The sequence below is a fragment of the uncultured Aggregatibacter sp. genome (assembly GCF_901873365.1).
Taxonomy (GTDB): domain Bacteria; phylum Pseudomonadota; class Gammaproteobacteria; order Enterobacterales; family Pasteurellaceae; genus Aggregatibacter.
In genome coordinates, this window is record NZ_CABFLM010000137.1 from 1 (window position 1) to 21,001 (window position 21,001).

At 42.9% G+C, this 21,001-nt stretch carries 23 protein-coding genes; 1 reads left to right on the top strand and 22 read right to left on the bottom strand.

All coding sequences use genetic code 11. The features are described from left to right. Positions 1-95: 95 nt before the first annotated feature. The 22 genes from QZ106_RS10315 to ampD form a co-directional block, all read right to left on the bottom strand. Positions 96-1,289 carry an NAD(P)/FAD-dependent oxidoreductase gene (locus QZ106_RS10315; protein WP_295976719.1) on the bottom strand — a complete coding sequence of 398 codons (1,194 nt, stop codon included), beginning with the start codon at positions 1,287-1,289 and terminating at the stop codon, positions 96-98. After that, positions 1,286-2,335, bottom strand: coding sequence for a heme lyase NrfEFG subunit NrfF (nrfF, locus tag QZ106_RS10320; RefSeq protein WP_295976720.1), 1,050 nt, complete (start codon positions 2,333-2,335; stop codon positions 1,286-1,288). The genes QZ106_RS10315 and nrfF overlap by 4 nt, the downstream gene beginning before the upstream one ends. Further along, the gene (locus QZ106_RS10325) at positions 2,332-2,862 is read right to left on the bottom strand and encodes a DsbE family thiol:disulfide interchange protein (RefSeq protein WP_295976721.1); all 531 of its coding nucleotides are present in this window, start codon (positions 2,860-2,862) and stop codon (positions 2,332-2,334) included. The genes nrfF and QZ106_RS10325 overlap by 4 nt, the downstream gene beginning before the upstream one ends. Continuing rightward, positions 2,855-4,765 (bottom strand): heme lyase NrfEFG subunit NrfE, encoded by a 1,911-nt coding sequence (gene nrfE / locus QZ106_RS10330; protein WP_295976723.1) that lies wholly within the window; start codon positions 4,763-4,765, stop codon positions 2,855-2,857. The genes QZ106_RS10325 and nrfE overlap by 8 nt, the downstream gene beginning before the upstream one ends. Before the next feature lie 355 nt (positions 4,766-5,120). Continuing rightward, on the bottom strand, positions 5,121-6,086 hold the full coding sequence (gene nrfD, locus QZ106_RS10335) for a cytochrome c nitrite reductase subunit NrfD (RefSeq protein ID WP_295976724.1): 966 nt from the start codon (positions 6,084-6,086) through the stop codon (positions 5,121-5,123). Further along, positions 6,083-6,760, bottom strand: coding sequence for a cytochrome c nitrite reductase Fe-S protein (gene nrfC, locus QZ106_RS10340; RefSeq protein ID WP_295976725.1), 678 nt, complete (start codon positions 6,758-6,760; stop codon positions 6,083-6,085). The genes nrfD and nrfC overlap by 4 nt, the downstream gene beginning before the upstream one ends. Then, entirely contained in the window at positions 6,757-7,422 is a 666-nt protein-coding gene (nrfB, locus tag QZ106_RS10345; RefSeq protein WP_295976726.1) for a cytochrome c nitrite reductase pentaheme subunit, read from the bottom strand. The genes nrfC and nrfB overlap by 4 nt, the downstream gene beginning before the upstream one ends. Positions 7,423-7,494: 72 nt before the next feature. Continuing rightward, the gene (gene nrfA / locus QZ106_RS10350; protein WP_295976727.1) at positions 7,495-9,018 is read right to left on the bottom strand and encodes an ammonia-forming nitrite reductase cytochrome c552 subunit; all 1,524 of its coding nucleotides are present in this window, start codon (positions 9,016-9,018) and stop codon (positions 7,495-7,497) included. A 395-nt stretch (positions 9,019-9,413) separates the two neighbouring features. Further along, positions 9,414-9,695 carry a hypothetical protein gene (locus QZ106_RS10355; RefSeq protein WP_033002480.1) on the bottom strand — a complete coding sequence of 94 codons (282 nt, stop codon included), beginning with the start codon at positions 9,693-9,695 and terminating at the stop codon, positions 9,414-9,416. Between the two features lie 9 nt (positions 9,696-9,704). Then, positions 9,705-10,643, bottom strand: coding sequence for a c-type cytochrome biogenesis protein CcmI (ccmI, locus tag QZ106_RS10360; protein WP_295976730.1), 939 nt, complete (start codon positions 10,641-10,643; stop codon positions 9,705-9,707). Then, entirely contained in the window at positions 10,640-11,125 is a 486-nt protein-coding gene (locus QZ106_RS10365; RefSeq protein WP_295976732.1) for a cytochrome c-type biogenesis protein, read from the bottom strand. The genes ccmI and QZ106_RS10365 overlap by 4 nt, the downstream gene beginning before the upstream one ends. Continuing rightward, on the bottom strand, positions 11,125-11,676 hold the full coding sequence (locus tag QZ106_RS10370; protein ID WP_209364320.1) for a DsbE family thiol:disulfide interchange protein: 552 nt from the start codon (positions 11,674-11,676) through the stop codon (positions 11,125-11,127). Before QZ106_RS10370 ends, QZ106_RS10365 begins: the two co-directional genes overlap by 1 nt. 29 nt (positions 11,677-11,705) lie before the next feature. Further along, positions 11,706-13,664 (bottom strand): heme lyase CcmF/NrfE family subunit, encoded by a 1,959-nt coding sequence (locus QZ106_RS10375; RefSeq protein WP_295976735.1) that lies wholly within the window; start codon positions 13,662-13,664, stop codon positions 11,706-11,708. Beyond that, positions 13,664-14,182 (bottom strand): cytochrome c maturation protein CcmE, encoded by a 519-nt coding sequence (ccmE, locus tag QZ106_RS10380; RefSeq protein WP_209364318.1) that lies wholly within the window; start codon positions 14,180-14,182, stop codon positions 13,664-13,666. The genes QZ106_RS10375 and ccmE overlap by 1 nt, the downstream gene beginning before the upstream one ends. Further along, the gene (gene ccmD / locus QZ106_RS10385) at positions 14,179-14,385 is read right to left on the bottom strand and encodes a heme exporter protein CcmD (protein WP_209364317.1); all 207 of its coding nucleotides are present in this window, start codon (positions 14,383-14,385) and stop codon (positions 14,179-14,181) included. Before ccmD ends, ccmE begins: the two co-directional genes overlap by 4 nt. An 18-nt stretch (positions 14,386-14,403) precedes the next feature. Further along, on the bottom strand, positions 14,404-15,141 hold the full coding sequence (locus QZ106_RS10390) for a heme ABC transporter permease (RefSeq protein ID WP_290521105.1): 738 nt from the start codon (positions 15,139-15,141) through the stop codon (positions 14,404-14,406). Positions 15,142-15,151: 10 nt separating this feature from the next. After that, positions 15,152-15,817: a heme exporter protein CcmB gene (ccmB, locus tag QZ106_RS10395; RefSeq protein WP_021615847.1), complete on the bottom strand. Its 666-nt coding sequence runs from the start codon at positions 15,815-15,817 to the stop codon at positions 15,152-15,154. A 4-nt stretch (positions 15,818-15,821) separates the two neighbouring features. Continuing rightward, entirely contained in the window at positions 15,822-16,457 is a 636-nt protein-coding gene (ccmA, locus tag QZ106_RS10400) for a cytochrome c biogenesis heme-transporting ATPase CcmA (RefSeq protein ID WP_033002511.1), read from the bottom strand. 192 nt (positions 16,458-16,649) lie between these two features. Then, complete coding sequence (locus QZ106_RS10405; RefSeq protein WP_033002479.1) at positions 16,650-17,846, bottom strand: Bcr/CflA family multidrug efflux MFS transporter; 1,197 nt, start codon at positions 17,844-17,846, stop codon at positions 16,650-16,652. A 1-nt stretch (position 17,847) separates the two neighbouring features. Then, on the bottom strand, positions 17,848-18,552 hold the full coding sequence (gene rsuA / locus QZ106_RS10410) for a 16S rRNA pseudouridine(516) synthase RsuA (RefSeq protein ID WP_295976736.1): 705 nt from the start codon (positions 18,550-18,552) through the stop codon (positions 17,848-17,850). A 174-nt stretch (positions 18,553-18,726) separates the two neighbouring features. Continuing rightward, a complete protein-coding gene (locus QZ106_RS10415; RefSeq protein WP_295976737.1) occupies positions 18,727-19,272 on the bottom strand; it encodes a carboxymuconolactone decarboxylase family protein in 546 nt (181 codons plus the stop codon). A gap of 600 nt (positions 19,273-19,872) precedes the next feature. Continuing rightward, the gene (ampD, locus tag QZ106_RS10420) at positions 19,873-20,427 is read right to left on the bottom strand and encodes a 1,6-anhydro-N-acetylmuramyl-L-alanine amidase AmpD (RefSeq protein WP_295976738.1); all 555 of its coding nucleotides are present in this window, start codon (positions 20,425-20,427) and stop codon (positions 19,873-19,875) included. 122 nt (positions 20,428-20,549) lie between these two features. Here ampD and QZ106_RS10425 point away from each other — a divergent pair, with 122 nt between their 5' ends. After that, positions 20,550-20,999, top strand: a complete 450-nt coding sequence (locus QZ106_RS10425) for a prepilin-type N-terminal cleavage/methylation domain-containing protein (protein ID WP_295976739.1) — start codon at positions 20,550-20,552, stop codon at positions 20,997-20,999. Positions 21,000-21,001 lie beyond the last annotated feature (2 nt).

Below are 21,001 nucleotides of genomic sequence, written 5' to 3' on the forward strand. Positions count from 1 at the left end.
CATTATGCCTGATAAATAAAATACATTCTGTGATCTGGATTGAAATTTTACAAAAAATTAACGAAAAAATAAAAGCAATAAAAATACACACGGGCTTATTTATTCGCAATCGCCTGCGCACAGGCATAGGCAGAACTCCACGCCCACTGGAAATTGTAACCGCCAAGCCAGCCGGCAACATCTAATACTTCGCCGATAAAATACAAGCCTTGCACGTGATTGCTTTCCATGGTTTTGGAGGAAATTTCATGAGTATCCACGCCCCCCATGGTCACTTCTGCAGTGCGATAGCCTTCCGTGCCATTCGGCACAAACTGCCAGTGGTGGATTAAATTTACCAAATTTTCTAACCGCACTTTACTTAATTGGGCAATGACTTCATCTTGTATAAAGCCTTTTTCAAGCCATAACTCCACTAATTTTTTAGGTAATAAACGGCTTAATACGGTTTTTAACTGTAATTTCGGTGAAGATTGGCGCAGTTCGATTAAATGATGACGGATATCTTGTCCCGGCAATAAATCAAGATGAATGCTTTCACCCGGTTGCCAATAGTTAGAAATTTGCAAAATCGCCGGTCCGGATAAACCGCGATGAGTAAAGAGCATTTGATGGGTAAAGGTTTTTTGTTGATTGCTCGCGGCGACATCTAAGGAAATGCCAGATAACGCGGCATAAAACTTATCGCACTCACGCCAAGTAAAAGGTACTAAACTTGCCCGTGGTGCAATCACATGAATGCCAAATTGCTCGGCGATTTGATAACCCAAAGGCGTTGCGCCCAAGCCCGGCATAGACAAACCGCCGGTAGCAACGACTAAATGAGAACAATGCAACGTTTCACCATTTGTTACGACAGAAAAACCGCCTTCCGTTTTTTCCACAGCAGAAATGCTTTGTCGTAAAGCAATCTCCACGCCGTATTTTTTACATTCTGCCAATAACATATTGACGATATCTTCTGCGCCGTTATCGCAAAACAACTGACCGAGCTCTTTTTCGTGATAAGGAATGCCATACTCCGCCACTAAACCGATAAAATCCCATTGGGTAAAGCGTTTTAAAGCGGATTTTACAAAATGGGGATTTTGGCTGAGATAACGATCTGAAGAAAGCTCCATATTGGTGAAATTACAAAAACCCCCGCCGGACATTAAAATTTTTCGCCCAACTTTTTTGCCGTTATCTAAAATTCTGACTTTGCCACCGCACTTTGCTAATTGCGCTGCACAAAATAAGCCTGCCGCACCTGCGCCGATAATCAGTGTTTCAATGGCATGGTGGCTCACTGCAACTCTCCCTTCTGCATGAAATCGACCATTTTCATTTTCTGAATCGTAGCGCGACGATCCACCGCGGAGTTGCCTGAATCCAAAATTTGCTGCCAATAATCAAGTGCGGTGGAATAATCGCGTGTTTTGAAGGCTTCTGCCGCCAACAAAGATAACGCGGAGATTTCCTTCGGATCTTGAGCCAACGCTTCATTCAAGAATTGCTGTACTTGTGGCGTAATCTGTTGATTTGCTTGAAGATACAATGCCATCGCCATCAAGCCTTGCGTGGTCGGCTTAGGACCATCAATTTTTTCGACATTACCATAACAAACAAGAGCGTCATCAAAATCGTTATTCTGCATATAGGCGTCACCCAGCTTAATCCAGTTTTCCGCGCTATTCGGATCTTGGCGCAATTTATCCTGAATTTTGCCGATAATCGCCTCGGTTTTATTTTCTTCCGACGTTTCGAGTTGCTGATTATGTTGTGCAATTTGTTCCTGCTCACCTTGCTGTACGCGAGAAAAGCGTTCCAGAGAAAAATAATACGCGAAAGGAATGGCAAGCAATAAAGCGAAAACCAGGAGTGTCGATTTAAGCTCAAATTTGACCGCACTTTTCTCTTTTAAGGATTGAAAGTGCGGTAGATCTTCCGCCTGTTTTTCAGTTTCAAGCGGTGATGAACTGCGACTGGAATACCAAATCAACCCAAATGCCGCCAGCAACAAGCCTATCGGTAATAACCAAAGCAATGCGGTATTCCATTGGAATGGCGGCTTATAATTGACGAAGTTCCCAAAACGCGATGTCATGGAATCAATAATTTGCTGATTGGTTTTGCCTTCATTCACCATGTTATACACTTCAATACGCAAATCGTAAGCAATCGGTGAATTAGACTCGACTAAGTTTTGGTTTTGGCATTGCGGACAACGCAAAGATTTCGCCAATTCCACGGCGCGGGTACGATCCGCCTGGTTATGAAATTCAAAGGTATCCACCATTTCAGCAATGGCATTCACACTGACAAATAAAAAAATTAACGCGAGAAATCGTTTCATGGTTGTAATAGCTGGTTAAGTTGAGGCACGAAAGTTTTTTGCCAAGTTTCCCGATCTAATAAGCCGGAATGACGATAACGAATAATGCCATTGGCGTCCACTAAATAGGTTTCCGGTGCGCCGTCCACGCCAAGTTTTAACGCCAGTTCGCCACGGCTGTCATCAATCACTAAAGTGTAAGGATTGCCCATATGTTGCAACATCGCAATACCATTTTGTGGTTTGTCGCGATAGTCCACACCCACGATAGGAATCTCTTTTGCTAACTCAAGCAATAATGGGTGCTCTTGCTGACAATAACCGCACCAGCTTCCCCAAATATTGATCAAAAATGGGCGTTTCGGAAAATCTTTTGGACTGAGCGTTTGACGATTATCCAATAAATTTGCCTGATAAAACTCAGGCACAGGCTTATCAATTAACGCAGAAGCGATTTTTTTAGGATCTTGATTCAATCCCGCCAACAATAAAACGCATACGCCAAGTAACAATACTAATGGCAGGAAGAAAATCACTTTTCTATTCATCACGCTTTCCTCTTCGTTTCGTTGTCAGCACAGAACACAATGCACCCAATGCCATCAATATACCACCGAACCACAACCAACGAATCAACGGTTTATAATGAAGTCGGAACGTAAACTCCCCCTTGCCAAGCGGATCGCCCATAACAATATACAAATCGCCCCAAAAACCACCAGAAAGCCCCACTTCACTCATGGTCATGGTACGCACATCATAATAACGGCGTTCAGGCTGTAATTCGGCATACGGCTTGCCCTTTTCTGTCACGCTAAACGTTGCCACTTCAGCCGTAAAATTCGGACCGATTTCATTGGAAAATCGTTCATAGTGAAAATTAAATGCACCAAGCTGTTGGCTTTGTTGTGGCGATAAACGTACACCAATTTCGCTACCGAAATAACTGCTCATGACGGCGCCCATGGTTGCAATGGCAACACCGCTATGCGCAAAAATCATCGCATAGTGAGAAAGACCTAACTTACGCCAGTTTTGCCATAATGTTGCCAATAACAACCAAATCGCTAAGGTGAGTAGGAAATAGGCTGTCCATTTAAACTGTAACGCGCTGTCATTTTGCATAAAGTGGTGAATGGCCAAATAGGAAAGCAACAAAGACGGCAACAATAACAGGGCACGGTTTAATAAAATACGTTTATCCGCTTTTGCCCAATGCAAGCCGAGTGAAATCACCATGGCAATTAACACCAAGGCAATCAGCGGAAGGAAAATACTGTTGAAGTAAGGCGCACCAACAGAAATAGAGCCCCAATTCATGGCTTGGAATAACATGGGATAGAAAGTGCCGAGAAACGTGCTGACGGTCGCGATGCTCAATAAAACATTCAAAAAAAGCACCGCACTTTCTTTGGAAAGCAACGTTAATTTCACAGATTGTTGCTGCATATTCGCTTTGAAAGCAAACAAACCGAGCGCCCCGACAGTCAACAGGAAGAAAATCACCAACAATGCCGTACCACGCTGGCTATCGACTGCGAAAGCATGTACAGAAGTCAATGCGCCTGAGCGCACGATAAAGGTGCCGAGTACACTGAAAGCGAACGCTAACAGCGAGAAAAGCGTTGTCCAATAATTAAAGATGCCCCGTTTTTCACTGACAATTAAACTATGTAACAGCGCTAAACCTAATAACCAAGGCATTAATGACGCGTTTTCTACCGGGTCCCAGAACCACCAGCCACCCCAGCCAAGTTCGTAATATGCCCACCATGCCCCCAGCACGATGCCTAACGTTAAAAACAACCAAGAGACCAATACCCAAACCCGCATCACGCGGGCAATTTGGCTTTCTAAATGTTGATGCAACAAGGCGGTAACACTTAGGGCAAAATTCACCGCAAAGCCAACATAACCGAGATACAACAACGGCGGATGGAAAATAAGCCCCACATCCTGCAACATCGGGTTCAAATCGCGACCTTCCAATGGTGCAGGGAATAGGCGTCCATACGGATTAGAAAAAAAGACGATAAAAACCGCAAAACTAAAACAAATTAAGCCTAAAACCACCAAGCTCTGCGCGACAAAAGTGCGGTCATTTTTTCGATTAAATAATGCAAACAGCACAACCCAAACTGAAAGTGAAAATAGCCAGAACAACATCGAACCTTCATGCCCACCCCAGGTCGCCGCAATTTTGAAGAACGTTGGCAATTGAGAATTCGAATGGGCTGCGACATATTCCAAGGTAAAATCATCCACCGCAAAGGAATATGCCAAAATGGCAATAGCGACTAACGTAAATAAGCCGAAGCAATAGCTTAATCCCCAAGCTAATTGGGTCAGTGCCGGCTTACGCAACCAAAGCCCAAGTTGTGGAACAACGGCAAGCAGCAACGCACTCATCGTAGCAAGAAGAAGAGAAAGAAAGCCTAGTTCAGGGATCATAAAATAATCTCGTGTTTTAGATTGTCATGTGGGTTTTGTATCACTTCAGGTTTCGCCTGCATTTTATACCGTCTCTTTAAGAAAGAAGAGGTTAAGAGGAGATATTGACGATATTGAACAACCTATAAGATTGAAATCACTTCTGCCAAATCTCCCCTTCCCCTCTTTGCTAAAGAGGGGAAAGTGAGATAAAAACGTTTAAAATTTTAACCGCACTTTACTCGTAGAAAAAACAAATCAGATTTCCTTCTTTGAGCCGTCTTTCTTTTTTATTTTTATTTTTCTTTGCCAAAGAAAATAACGCCAAACAAAAAGGCGTATTTTACTACGCCTTTTGATACAAACAAAAACCTTATCATGCAGTTGTAAGCTGTCCTGCGTACAGAATAAAGTAACGCAAGCATAACACCCCAATCAAGTCGAAAATCGACACAAGGATGATAAAATTCTTGTTGAATTTTAAACGATCGCTAACAAACATATTGGCAATCAATGGAATTAAGATACCGATAAAGAATACCCCAATCCAGAAGACTGCGCCCCAGAAGCCGGATAACGCATTATGTAACGCCACCACTTTTTGCCCGCCACCGAAGTAGAGTCCAACGAAGAAACAGATTAATAGACCGAGCTCTGTTACCATAATCGGCACTTCAAATTTATGAATGAAGTGTGATTCGTGGGAATCGCCTTTTAATTTACCTGCAATCAGGATAAATAAGAAGGTGGCTGCGATACCTGATGATGTACCGGAGGCAAGGAATAGCGCCGGTAATACCGGATTATTCAACATCGGATAGCTAATCAACGCGGAAAGTAAGAAGCCGGTATAAGCCCCTAGCACCGCAGCTAAGATGAAGAGAATGACTTCAACAGGGGAGGTTATGCGTTCTAATACATTGATAATGTTACCGATAAAACGGAGTTTTGGCATAAAACGTTGGATCAATGCCATAATATCTTCTTTGAAGATAACGACACACCAACAAACCAAAAACAGCATATACACTTGGAATAACATGACCCCCATAGACATCACTGAATTAAATTGATAGTTAAACATCAATTTCCAGAATGTCCAAGGACGCGCCAAGTGGAAAATCAACAAGGTTAAACCGATTAATGTCGGCACACTCCCCAATACGGCAGCAGCACGAATAATCCAGTTTTTGTTTGGATTTTCAAGTTTGTTACTACGTTTATACGCAATCGCTAATTGTACCGCACCGGAAGAAATACCAAGTAAGAACAAGTAGATAGCGATTGTTGAATCCCACACCAAATTAGGTGTGTGAAACGGAACAGGATAATCTAATGTCATCTTCTTGGTTCTCCGTGTTGGAATGGAATATGGTAAAGATTCGGTTGTGTACCTAATTCCACTTTCGTGCGGTAAACAGGACTTTGTTTCACCTTGCGTGCCACTGAGCTTGTCGGATCATTCATATCCCCAAAGGTTAATGCTTTGGTTGGACAGGCTTCAACACAAGCCGGTTGTTTACCCTGTGCCAAATTGGTATCACGACAGAAGTTACATTTATCTGCAGTACGGTGTACCGGATGAATGAAACGTACGCGATATGGACAGACGGCAATGCAATATTGGCAACCGACGCAAAGATCTTTATTCACATCCACGATACCGGTTTCAGGATCGATGAATGATGCCCCGGTTGGACAAACTGCCACACAAGGTGCATTCGTACAATGTTGGCAAGATTGACGGAAAAACTCGTACTCTTGATTCGGGAATTCGCCATAAGGTTCACTACGGAGAATTTCCAAACGTGAAACGCCTTCAGGCACGTGGTTAGTTTCACGACAAGCATCCATACACGCAGTACAGCCAATGCACGCGGTTTCATCGTGCACCATCGCGTAGCGTTTCGGTTTATCCGCCTTTTCCTCTTTCGCTAAAGAGGTCACTGATGTTCCCGTCATAAGGATCAACGCCCCCATGCCGGAAACAAAGTTTCGGCGTGAGCAAGTTGTCATTGTTTATCCTTTTGTTCGGTTGATTGCGTTTGTGATTGTGCTTCTTTTGCCGCTTTGCGTTTTTGTTGTTCGCCGTGGCAATCCACACAAAGTTTCACACGATTTTTTGGTTGAATACCTTTCATCGCATCATCTTTCGGGTGTAATGTGTGGCAACTTGCACAAGGCAATTTCATTGCATGAACATCATGCGCCCAAAGTTTTTCACGAAGTTTGTCCGGTTGGTGACAAGAGAAACAGACTTGGTTTTGTTCTTGTGCGCTATACATCGGTTTTTTCTCACCGAAAATATCGCCGCCAAAACGCATCACGTCTTTTGCACCACGACGGTGATCTTCAGAAATATTGCCATGACAGTTCACACAATTAATCGGTTTACCGTTATTCGGATTTTTCTGATTTAAGTGCGCACCATGAAACTTACCGAAGTGTAATTCACCACCGGATTGATCCAAGGTTTGATTTTTATCGACTTTGTCGAATTTATGGCATTTAGCACAATATTGGTTTGGATCGCGTTGATTATCCAATTGCGGTTCGTAAGTAAACTTGTCCGCTGCAGACGGCTGACCTTCTGCTTGTGCAAGCATTGGTGCGGCGACCAATACTGCAAGCAATGCAAGGGCTTTTGCCGGTTTGCGGAATAGAGACGTTAAATTCATTCTGATTACCTCAAATATAGGGTTAAAAATGACCGCACTTCGGCACTTTAGTTACAAAGTGCGGTTCTTTTTTTATTGTTTTGTTGCGGTATCTTCAGCTAATTTGCCATTGGATTTCGCTTCTTTTACCCATTGAGGTACAACAGTTTCTAAGAATTCTTTTTTCGCTTTACGTTCTTTCTCGATATCAATACCCATTACTTTCCATGCTTTGTCAGCTGTAGAAATATCTGGTACTTCAACCGGAGTTTTCACGCCATGTTTAGCTAAGATTGCTGCAAGTTTAGCACGAGCATCAGCTGCTTTGTCTAAACCAGAACCTAATACGCGAAGCATTACATCAGGTGCGTGCATGTGGCCACCATGGCTTGCTGCAGAGTAGTCCCAACGCCATTGAGCGTGACGGATATCCATTAAAGCCGGTTCCATTTCTTCTTTTGTTGCGCCGGCATCCCATGCGGCTTTCGCTTCAAAGTGAGCACGAACAACTTGATCTTCTAAACGACCCATGATGTCTTTCACTTCTTTTTTACGTGAAGCAACGATGTCTTTAAGTTTTTCTTTGCTTTGATCGTGGCAGTTTGCACAAGTGGTATCAAAGGCATCAAATGGGTTTTGGATTTGGTGATCGGTGTAAACTTTACCGTCTTTACCTTGTACTTTAGGCATGTGACAGTCGATACAAGTTACGCCGTTTTTACCGTGCATACCTAAAGACCAAATTTCAAAGTCAGGGTGTTGTGCTTTTAACATCGGTGCTTTAGAAAGAGAGTGAGTCCAGTCACTGAAACCGATGTCATCGTAGTATTTTTCGATATCATCCACAGTTTGACCGTTATCCCATGGGAAGGTCACTTGTTTTAGATCGCCTGCGAAATAGTATTCAACGTGACAGTTAGCACAAATTTCAGCGCGTTTTTCAGTACGTGCTGCTGTATTGAAACTTAAATCGGCTTGCTCTTTGCCTGCGGCTTTCGCTTTGGCTTGAAGCGCATTATTTAGGTGATCCAACGCACGAAGTACGTGTGGACGCGCAATACGTAATGCCGGTTTACCTTCTGCAAAATCTTTGGACGTTGTGTCGTGACAGTCGGCACAACCGATAGAGTTCACAACTTCAGCACCACCTTTTGCCCATTTACCACTAAAGTAACCATCTTCACCCCATTCTGCGATTAAACGTGGCACATCTGGACCTTTACAAGTCCAACACGCCATAGGTTGTGGACCGTCATTTGCGGTTTTTGGCGCACCGGTACGTAAAATATCACGCACATCTTTCACAGCATAAACGTGACCACGAGGTGCGTTATATTCTTTCGCGAAAGCATAACCGCCCCATAACACGATTAAACGTGGATCTTGTTCATCTGCATAGATGATTTTGTCACCTTTTTCAGTAGCTTTCCAAGATTCAAATTGTTTAGGGTACTTCTCAGCAAATTTTTCATTCACCGCTTCAATTTTTAGATTTGGGTTAGGCGCTTCAACCGGCTGCTCAACCGGTTTATACACCAATTCCGCCATCGCCGAATTACATACGCCGAAAGCTGCGAAAGAAGCTGCTACGAGTAAGCTTTTTCTCAATGCGTTCACGATAATCACTCCAATAAGGTTATAAATATGGCTTCTATTAGCGTTAATAGAAGATGATAAAATATCTATTATCATTTGTTAGTAATGAGAATTTTTATCATTAATAACAATATGATAGAAGACATAAAGACTTTAAATCGTCGCTAACATAACCAAATGCACATATTTTTTCTATGGATATTTAGCATTTTCTTGTTTTTGATCAATTTTTTAAATTCAACTGATTATTTTGTGGCTTTTACCACTTAAGAGTGATGGATTGAAATACGGTGAGTGCCTCTTTACCGAGGGCAATTAGAGAGAGATTGGCGCATAAAAAAAGCGAAGCTCCTCCAAGAAACTTCGCTCTTCTTTAAAGCAAGTGCGGTGAAAAATAACCGCGTTTTATGTTGAAACTACCAACCGTGATAATACCCCACTGACGGCATCACCATAATCGATGGGTGGCGCTCGCGATAAATCACCTGTTTTGGCGCATTATCACTGGCATTTAAAACATTCTCTGCCGGTTTTTCCGCCTTTACTTTATATTGTGCCGGAACGGTATTACCGCTGTAAACCTTTGCTTGGTAATCGGCAACCGCTTGTGTATCCAAAGGCGCATTCCCTTGAGAAGAGGAAGAAGAACAAGCAGCTAAAAGCACACTTGCACCTACGATTAAAATCACGTTTTTCATCATATTACCTCAATTTTTTGGTGTTTCTGTCGGCGTTTGTGCCGGCATCATTTGTTGATGTTTTTCCTGCTCTTGCGCATCTAGCGCATCACGCGCAGAACGAATGCTGCGTTCAATAATGGAAACACGCTGATCGTCTTTTGGCAACAATTTTAACATCATCGCCCAAGTCACAATCGCCATTTTATAATCTTCCGTTTCAAAATAACTGAACGCCAATAAACTTAACGCATCGATGTTCGTATGATCTTCACGAATCACTTCACGCAGTAAATTGTTTCCTTTTAATTTATCTGTCGGATCTTCAGAGAACATTAAAATACGTGCATAAGCCAGCTTATATAAATTATTTTTCGGATCTAATTTATTGGCACGTGCAAAACTATCTAAAGACATTTGCGGCTTATCCAAATTCAAACCAATTTGTCCGAGTAGCCACCAGTTTTTTGCATTCGTCGGATCTTTTTGTAAATCCAAACGTAATGCTGTGGCAAACTGTTGCATTTCACTTTCACTTAATGGGTTCGTTTCTTCCGTTTTCATTCGTTCAAAAAAGTGCGGTAACTTTTCAACAGATTTCTCTAACATAATTTCTGTCTGCCAAGCTCCCACTGAGAAATAGGCGGAAACCGCAATAATACCCAAGGCTAAGACACCGGAAATAAACCACAATTTACCGTAACTTTTGCCCTCCTCTAGTTTATTAGAGGCGTGTTGCGGAATATCTTCTAATAAAGCTTGTTGCAATTCCACTTTAAGCTGTTCGGTATTTTCCAATAGCCCTTGTTTTTCATCACGTTCAATTTCTTTTAAACGTTCAAAATAAAAGGCTTTATTTAACGTATCGCGTTGTACTGATGGTTTTTGTATGCTTTTTTTCAAGAGTGGAAAGAAACAAACCAAGGCAGCGATCAGCGTTAGTGCAAGAATGCTTAACCATAACGTCATTTGTTATTCTCCTTGTTTAATAGCTCATTTAAGCGCTGTTGCTCCTCTTCATTTAAAGCGGTTGTCGTGGCAGTCTCGCATTTTGTTGCCACGGAAAGCGTTTGTGACTGTTTACGACGAAAAACAAACAATACGCCAAACAAAATTAAGACAATCGGCGCCCCCCAAAGAACCACGGTTGCCGGCGTAAGTGGCGGATCATAAGTCACAAAATTACCGTAGCGATCCACCATGTACTTCACCACCTCTTCTCTGGATTTGCCTTCTTGTAACAACTCAAAAACTTTACCACGCATATCAACTGCAATAGTCGCATTAGAATCGGCAATATTATTATTTTGACATTGTGGACAACGCAATTCTTGGGTTAAAGAATGATAGTCATCTTCTTGCTGTGACGAACTGAAATTCAGTGCATCGATGGCACCAAATGCCGTTACACTAAAGAAAAGTGCGGTAGAAAATAAAAGTGTTTTTCTCATCACTCCTTCCCTCCGCCTAATTTTTGATAAATCGGCAGTAACGTTTCCTGCCAAACTTTTTCATTCACATCACCGGCATAGCGATAATGAATCACGCCATTGCCATCGACAATGAAGGTTTCCGGTGCGCCGTACACACCGAGATCTAAGGCGAAAGATCCTTTTTCATCTTTCAATACCACTTGATACGGATTGCCTAAATCATTGAGCCATTTTATTGCTTTCGCACTGCTGTCTTTATAATCGAGACCGATAATCGGCACCCCCTGTTTTGCGAGCTGATTCAAGTACTGATGCTCTGCATAACAGGTCGGACACCACGTTGCCCACACATTTAACAAAAGCGGTTTGCCTTGTTTGAACAGCGATTCGTCATAGCTTTTATCTGCGGCAAATAAATCCTGCAAGGTTTTTGCCGGCACTGGTTTCCCGACTAACGCTGACTCTAAAGCTTTCGGATCATCCCCTTGTGCATTGCGTTGCAGTTGCACCAAAAACGCCGCCACCAAAGCAAGAAAAATAATTAAAGGTAAATATAATTTCTTATTCATTAACAATACTCTACTATTTCAATTCAGATTTATTGCACATTGTCTTTAGCTAAAATCTGACTAAACCGATAGCGACGGTCGAACATACACAATACACCACCCAGCGCCATAAATAATCCGCCAAGCCAAATCCAGCGAATAAACGGTTTGTAATATAAACGTAGCGCCCAAGCATTATTGTCTAATTTTTCACCTAACGCAGCATATAAATCGCGACTAAAGCCCCAATCGATCGCCGCTTCGGTCATCGGCATTTTACTGACCGTATAAAGCCGTTTTTCCGCATAAAGTGTGGTTTCGTGTTTTCCATCACGGCTAATATCAATTTGTGCTTTTCCGCCCACATAGTTTGGGCCATTGGCATCGCTGATCCCTTTAAAAGTGAAATCGTAACCGGCGATTTGTACCGTATCACCGACATTCATACGAACATCACGTTCAATGCTGTAATTTTGGCTAAACGCAATCCCCCAAACCGTCATGGCGACACCCAAGTGTGCCAAAATCATGCCCCAGTGCGAACGAGATAACTTGGTAATACCACGCCAGAAAGTATCACGATACGTTGCCCGTTGATGCATTTCATAGAGACTTAACAGCACGATAATGACTGTCATCATAGTGCCGAGCACGGCGCTGACCGTAAGCTTATCTTGTAATAAATACGGCAAGGCAAACCCGGCAATAAGCATGATAATCACACTGGCAATCACCGGCGTACGAATGGCGGAGAATTGGTCGCGGCGCCATTTCACCAAAGGCCCAATGCCGAGTAACAAGGCAAATGGCGTCATAATAATTAGGAACATTTGATCAAAGAACGGCGCACCAATAGAAATTGACCCTAAGCCTAATTGTTTGTGTACAAGTGGCAACAAAGTGCCCAACAACACGACACAAAGTGCGGTCATTAATAAAATATTATTTAACAACAACAAGCTTTCACGGGAGTAACGCTCTGCATTGTCACGTGAACGAATTTGACTTCCTTTGTAAGCATACAAGGTCAGTGAGCCACCAATCACCACGATTAAATAGGCCAACACATATAACCCACGCGTCGGATCAGAGGCAAAGGCGTGAACAGAGACCAAAATGCCGGAACGCACCAAGAACGTGCCAAGCAAACATAAAGAGAAGGCTAAAATCGCCAGCAATACCGTCCATGCTTTAAAGGATCCGCGCTTTTCCGTAACCGCCAAAGAATGCAAGAGTGCTGTACCCGCTAACCACGGCATGAAAGAGGCATTTTCTACCGGGTCCCAGAACCACCAGCCGCCCCAGCCTAATTCGTAATACGCCCACCAAGAACCAAGCACAATACCAAGTGTCAAGAATACCCAAGCTGCCATCGTCCAAGGACGAGACCACCGTGCCCATGCCGTATCTAATTTACCGGTCATTAAAGAGGCAATGGAGAAAGCAAATGCCACGGAAAACCCAACATAGCCCATGTATAATAATGGTGGGTGGAAAATTAAACCGATATCTTGTAATAATGGATTTAACTCTTTGCCGTCCACCGGAAAGTCAGGGAATGTGCGGGTAAACGGATTGGAGGTAAACAACACAAAAAGCAGGAAGCCAATACTGATAATCCCCATGATGCCCAGTACACGGGCAACTGCCTCTTGTGGTAAACGTTTACTAAACAAGGCAACCGCGGCACTCCACAAAGATAACAACCAAATCCACAACAGCAAGGAACCTTCATGCGATCCCCATACCGCGGATAAACGGTAATAAATCGGCAATGTCGTATTCGAGTTGTTAACGACATATTGCACGCTGAAATCATTGATGGCGAACACATAAAATAGCGCGCCAAAAGACACGCTTAAGATGAGAAATAAACCGTACGTCATCGGACGAGCCAATGCCATAAACTGCACATTGCCTTTTTCAGCGCCCCATAACGGAAAAATCGCTAACAACACCGCGATGGCTAAACTCAACGCAAGCGCATAATTTCCTAATTCTGCAATCATTACCGACCTTCTTGTCCTTTCGCTTGACGATCACGTTCACTCTCGCCTTTCAGATCAGAAATCCCCATGGGTTTATGGACTTTTTGCATTTGTTTTTCTAAATCCGGCGGCACATAGTTTTCATCATGTTTCGCTAATACTTCGCTGGCAACCAATAAGGTTGGTTCTTTTAAGATACCTTGCGCCACAATGCCCTGCCCTTCACGGAATAAATCGGGAAGAATTCCTTCGTATTCAACACTGATAGATGGGCCAATATCATTTAAATCAAACCGCACTTTTAAACTTTTCGGATCACGTTCTACCGTACCGGCCACCACCATGCCACCGACACGAATACGCTGCCCTACTTCCGGTTTTAAATCGGCATCATCATTTTTACCGTAAATTACTTCTGACGGTGTATAGAATAGGTCGATATTTTGGCGCAAGGCATATAACACTAATGTTGTTGCAACCGCCACACCTGCTAACACTAAAATCAGAATAGACAAGCGGGATTTACGTCTTGGATTCATAACGTTTCTCCTTTTTGCTGCATTTTTTGTAAGCGTGCTTCACGTTGTTGTTCATATTTAACGGATTTTAACACCGCACTTTTCCCCATTAGGCTTTGAATCACTAATGCCATAATCAGCAACACACTCAATCCATAAGACAGCCACACATAAAATCCGTAGCCGCCCATGTTAAGTAAATCACTCCAACTTTGAAAGAACATACTCTCCCCCCCAATAAATTAACTCTTTTCTGCCAATGCCTTAACCCAAGGACGTTTGCTATCCTCTTTTAACAGCTCCGTACGATAACGCACTAAAGTTAGCCAAATAGATAACGTTAGAAAACCAAAGATACATAAAATCAGCGGAATCAACATCGGTGTCGCAATAGACGGACGTTCCAATTTCGTAATACTTGCGCCTTGATGCAGGGTATTCCACCATTCCACCGAGAAATGGATAATTGGCAAATTCACGACACCCACGACACATAACACGCTCGCTGCTTTTGCCCCCACATTACGATCTTGAAAAGCAGAATAAATCGCTAATACGCCTAAGTATAAGAAAAATAAAATCAATTCGGCAGTTAAGCGCGCATCCCAGACCCACCAAGTTCCCCACATGGGTTTTCCCCAGATTGCACCGGTAATCAAGGCTAAAAGGGTAAATAATGCGCCAATCGGTGCCATCGCAATCATGGCTAACTGCGCTTGTTTAATCTGCCATACTAATGCCACTAATGCCGCCACCGCCATAGAGCCATAAACACCCATAGACCAAATGGCCATCGGTACATGCACGTACATAATGCGGAAGCTATTGCCTTGTTGATAATCCGCCGGCGCAAATGCAATCCCCCAAACAATGCCAACCGTTAATAAAAGTGCGGTTAAAATCGCAAAGAAAGGGCTAAATTTGCCACATAAATGATATTGTGTTTCCGGTTTTGCATAAGGATGTAACCATTTCCACATAAATAATCCCCTATTGATCCAAACTGATGCGTAATGCCGCAGCGATAGCGAATGGCGATAATGTCATCACGCCGGCTAAAATGGCACCTAAAATAGCTAATTGTCCGTTATAAGGCAGGCTCAATCCTGCGGCATCCAACACGGAAGCAGAAAAAATAAGCACAGGAATAAATAGCGGTACAACCAACAAACTGAGTAACACACCGCCTTTACGCAAACCGACTGTTAACGCGACACCAATAGCACCAAGACAACTCAATACCGGTGTGCCTAATAATAATGTCAGCACCAACGCCCACCAAATTGGTATTTCCAATGACAACAATAATGCGGCGATAGGTGACAACAAAATCAGCGGCAACCCTGTCAATAACCAATGTGCCAAGACTTTAGCAAGTGCGGTTAAAACCAAAGGTTGCGAGGTGAGCATTAACTGCTCTAAAGAACCGTCGATATAATCGTCACGAAAGAGGCGTTCAAAGGACAACAAAGCGGATAACAACGCCGCCACCCATGCCACGCCCGGTGCGATGCGTGACAATAATTCCGGATCAGGTCCGATCACCAAAGGGAACAACGTAATTACAATCAGGAAAAACCACAACGGATTAAGAATCTCCGCCTGTTTGCGCATGGCAATTTGTAATTCGCGTTTAATAATATGCCAAAAGATCATGCCGTTACTCTGTACACTTAAACTGTTCTAAATTGATTTTTTTCAAATGCGCACTCGGCACTTCCTGATGACTGGTTAAGATCACGATACCGCCATTTTGTGCGTGTTGTTCAAAAAGTGCGGTCAACACCGCCACGCCTTTTTTATCGATCGCATTAAATGGCTCATCTAAAATCCATAACGGTGCTTCTGATAACCACAAACGCGCCAATGCAATGCGTTTTTGCTGCCCGGCTGAAAGCTGTGCCGCGGGAATGTCTTCACGTCCCAGTAGTCCCACTGTTTGCAACACATCCCACAATATTTCATCACCTTGGCGACAAGAGGTAATTTGTTGATAAAAACGCAAATTCTCCCACGCATTCAATTCCGGTTTAATGCCACTCTGATGTCCTAAATACAACAAATCAGAATGAAAAGCTTCGCGCTGTTTAGCAATTGCGTCAGAATTCCACCGCACTTCGCCTTCTAGAGGAGAGGCAAGCCCGGCAATAATGCGTAACAAACTGGTTTTCCCAATACCGTTGTGCCCTTCAATTTGCACAAAATCACCTGCCTGAATGTGTAAATTCACGCGATGAAAAAGGACTTTATCTCCCCGTTGGCAAGCGAGATTCTCAAGAATTAATTGATTGACCATAACAGATTGTTTCACAGACTTATTTTTGCGGGGCATTCTATCATAAGGAAATAAAATCGCAGGTTAAATAACATAACCATTTAGAGGTAGTTTAACCACTTTTTGACTTAGAACAAATTTCGTGCTTTGTTACAAATACGAATACCTCTCATAATGTGCGAAACCCTTGATATAACTGAGTTAATTCGTGGGTTATTCCCGATGTTTAACCGTTAACGTAACGTAGCAAACGACCGCAATCACAGAACAAAGCACCATGGCGAATAACATTGGCGCCGCCGAATTGGTCGGCAATAAAGACACCAAAGATCCCATGCAAGCGCCAATACCAAACCGTACGCTCCCGACCATAGAATTCGCCGATCCTGCCGAATTGGGGAATTTTTCTAAAATAGAGGCCATCGCATTAGAGGAAATCAATGGGTTTTGTCCCACAAACACTGCTACGCCCAGCGCCATTGACCAAAAACCTAAATCTAATAACGCCACAAGCAACAACCAGATGCCCGCCAAACCTTGTATCCCAAGCCCCAAACGGAACATGGTCTCTGCCCCCCATTTAGCCACTAAACGCCCATTTAAGAATGAACTAAAGGTCATCACGCCAATGTTCAACATAAAGAAATAGCCGAAATTTTCAGGCTTGATGCCGTAAATCCCGATATACACAATCGATCCTGCCGTTAAAAACGCAAATAAGCCGGCAAAGGCAAAGGACGTTGAGAACATATAACCTAACACCGGTTTTTGTTTCCATAACGCCATAAAATTACGGGCAATAATATTCAAGCGTAACGGAATCCGATTTTCTTTATGATGCGTTTCCGGCACCACAAAAAAGACCAGCAAAATACTCAATAGTCCCATGAAAGCAGTCACATAAAAAATGGCGTGCCAATGGAAAAAATAGACAATATAACCGCCGACAACCGGTGCGATCAACGGCGCAATCATAAACACCAGCGTAATTGTCGACATCATTTTGGAAAGTGCATTCTTGTCAAACAAATCACGCAACAATGCGCCCACCAATACCACCGGCGCCGCACCAAAAAAGCCCTGAACAAAACGAAGTGCGGTGAAATTTCCGATAGAATGGATTTGCGTTAAAATCAATGCCGCTATCGCAGAAACCGTTACCCCTAACAAAATAATTGGCTTGCGTCCGAAACTGTCACCAAACGGCCCCCAGAATAATTGCCCCAGCGCCAAACCATACGCAAAGGCGGTTAGCGTATGTTGCACCTGATCGTTTGTGACCTGTAAATCCTGCGCAATATTCAAAAACGCCGGCAGGTACATATCCACACCCAATGGCGGCAACATGGACAAAATACCCAACGCCACCACAAAAATAAAATTCGTTTTGACTGTTTTATTTGAACTCAAACTAGGATTCTCCAGCTAAGTATGCGATTTCTTCCTCTGTTAGAGGACGAAATTCGCCTTCTGCCAAATGTTCATCTAACACCACATCACCGATCTTCCAACGATGTAATGCGACAACTTTATTACCCAGCGCGGCAAACATCCGTTTAACTTGATGATAACGCCCTTCGCTCAGGGTTAAATTCACGTTGTAATCATCTAAGATTTCAAGTTTAGCCGGCTTCGTCAGGGCTTTTTCCCCACGCAATAAAATGCCATCAGCACAAGCCTGCACATAATTCGCTTCAACAGGATCGGCCAAGGTGACCAAATACGTCTTCTCGCAATGAAATTTGGGTGAAGTAATTCGGTGCGACCACTGACCGTCATCTGTCAACATCACCAAACCTGTGGTATCCACATCCAACCGCCCGGCACTGTGCAAACGGGCAGATAAAGGATAATCAAAAAATTGATAAATCGTCGGATGATCGCCATCTTCATGGGAGCAAATGTAACCTTGCGGTTTGTGCAACATAATGTATTGCCCATTTTCTACCCAAGTTAAGCGCTCACCATCATAACAAACTTCATCATCAGGGCTCACTTTCACCGCCCCGCTCTTTTCAATTTTACCGTTAACGGTGACTGCACTTTGGCGTAATACTTTTGCTGCCTGTGAACGGGTTAAACCGGTTATTTCCGCTAAAAATTTATCTAAACGCATAAAAATTCCTTGTTTATTTTCACCGCTATTATAGCTTCAATTTCATTTCAGTGCCTGAGAAAACAAAATAAAAAAGACTAAGCACAATGCAGTACAGTGCTTAGTCTTTAAATAAAAATAAACCGAAGATTAACGGCAAATCATCCGATTGCCTTCACATTAACAGGGAGAAAATTACGCAAAGGCTTGTAATTCCGGATTAATTGGCGTATCCGCAAGGTTATTCACATAGTTACACAATGTTGCCAGACTTACCCCTAACACGACATCAATGGCATTTTCTTGGGTATAACCTGCCGCATAAAATGCTTGTTGTTGCGCGGCTGTGAGTTTTGCTTTTTGTAAAATCACCGCCAAGGTAAAGCGCGCCAGTGCATCAAGCTTATCGTCTTGTTCAATGCGTGCTGTGGCGCGAATTTGATTCACCAGTGTTTCTTCAAGTTTTAATACTTTCAGTGCAATTTTAGTATGTCCGGCGACGCAAAAACCACAACCATTCACCACCGCCGCCGTAATTTGAACCACTTCACGTTCTGCGGCCGTTAGACTATTGCGACCATTAATCGCGCCCACTGTGCGATAGGTTTCCAATGCCGTCGGCGCATTGGCTAACACGCCAATTAAATTCGGAATGAAGCCATTGGCATTTTGTACGGCTTTTAATGCGTCTTTCGCGGCTTCCGGCGCGCTTTCAATCGTATGAATAGGAAATACTGACATAATAAACTCCTTACATAAATCACATAATGTCACCTTTGACATACTACAGGAGAGTGCAAGCATTAAAAAAGAAATAAAGGCTATGCCATAGATTCAAAAGTTATAAAGTGCGGTCAAAAATTCCTTGATTTTTTCACCTCGGTTCGACATTCCACTTTGTATCTTGAATAACCTTGTGGATAACTTAGTGAAAACAGGAAACAATCTGCTTTTAAATTTTGTTGATCTCAGATTTTGCCTAGTCATAGTCGCTGTGAATTAAATTTTTAGCGTCCAATGGGATGATGCGCTCATGACGCTATTCATGTTGTTTTTTTCGTCAATGGTACCAAAAAAATTCCCCTGTTCACCCATATTTTCACCAAGTTCAGCCAGTGATTTAGCCGCCTGTGAGTTATTCAGTATTTCTGTGGATAAAATTGTGTTTTCTCCAAGGAATAACTCGAAATAACATTTCAAAACCGAAGTTACGCTTTAAGAATTTTTAAATTTATCTTTATTTATCAATGAATTAACAACAAACCAACCTCTATTCACAAATGCCACATCAATGCCATTTTTTGCTGTCTATTTATTGCTCAATACTAATCTTGTGTAAGACTAAAGCGCCTGTAAATATCGCGCCCAATCAAAATACTGACCGGGATCGATTTTCCGCCCCGGCGAGACATCACAATGGCCGACAATGCGTTCTTTGGTAATTAACGGATAAGCCTGCATAATCGCCTGTGTTAAATGCTGTAAAGACGCGTATTGTTGCGTAGTAAACGGCTGCTCATTGCTTCCTTCTAATTCAATCCCAATGGCAAAATCATTGCATTTTTCCCGTCCCTCAAAACAGGAAATGCCTGCGTGCCAAGCGCGATCATGAAAATTCACATACTGGGTTATCTCGCCTGCCCGATTAATCAAGCAATGTGCCGATACCCGAAGTGCACTGATCTCGGCAAAATAAGGATGACGATGGGGATCCAATTTGCCTTGAAAAAAATCATCAATGTTACTGCCGCCAAACTGCTCCGGCGGCAGGCTGATGTAATGAATAATCAATAAAGAAATATCTTGCGGATCAGGACGCAGATCAAAATGTGGGGATATTACTTTACGCGTATTGGTCAACCAGCCTTTATCAATTTTGAGTGTTTTTTCTGTCATACGAATCTTATTTCTGCGATCAGGATCCCACAAAAGTGCGGTCAAATTTCGATGTGTTTCTCATTTATACCAAAATGCCGAGGCAAAAGAGTCTCAATTTTTATTTTATCAAGGTACTTTTTATGAAAATTCAGTCAGCATTTCTCTCTATGAAATCCGTTAAAAAAGGATTTACATTAATTGAATTAATGATCGTCATTGCAATCGTGGCTATTTTAGCCACCATCGCTATTCCATCTTATCAAAATTACACCAAAAAAGCGGCAGTTTCCGAACTGTTGCAAGCCTCTGCGCCGCTTCGTGCTGAAGTGGAGTTGTGCATTTATAACACCGGCAAAACAGAAGGTTGTAGTGGTGGGCAAAATGGCATTCAACCCGACATAACGAATGCCACACAGAAATATGTCCAATCCACTTCGGTTAAAAACGGCGCCATCACGGTGACCGGAAAAAGCACATTAGACAATGTTACTTACACCTTAACGGCATCCGGCGGTACCTCAAATGGCGTTACATGGACGGCCTCTTGCGGCACTAACGCTGACATCTTCCCGGCAGGTTTTTGTTCATAATC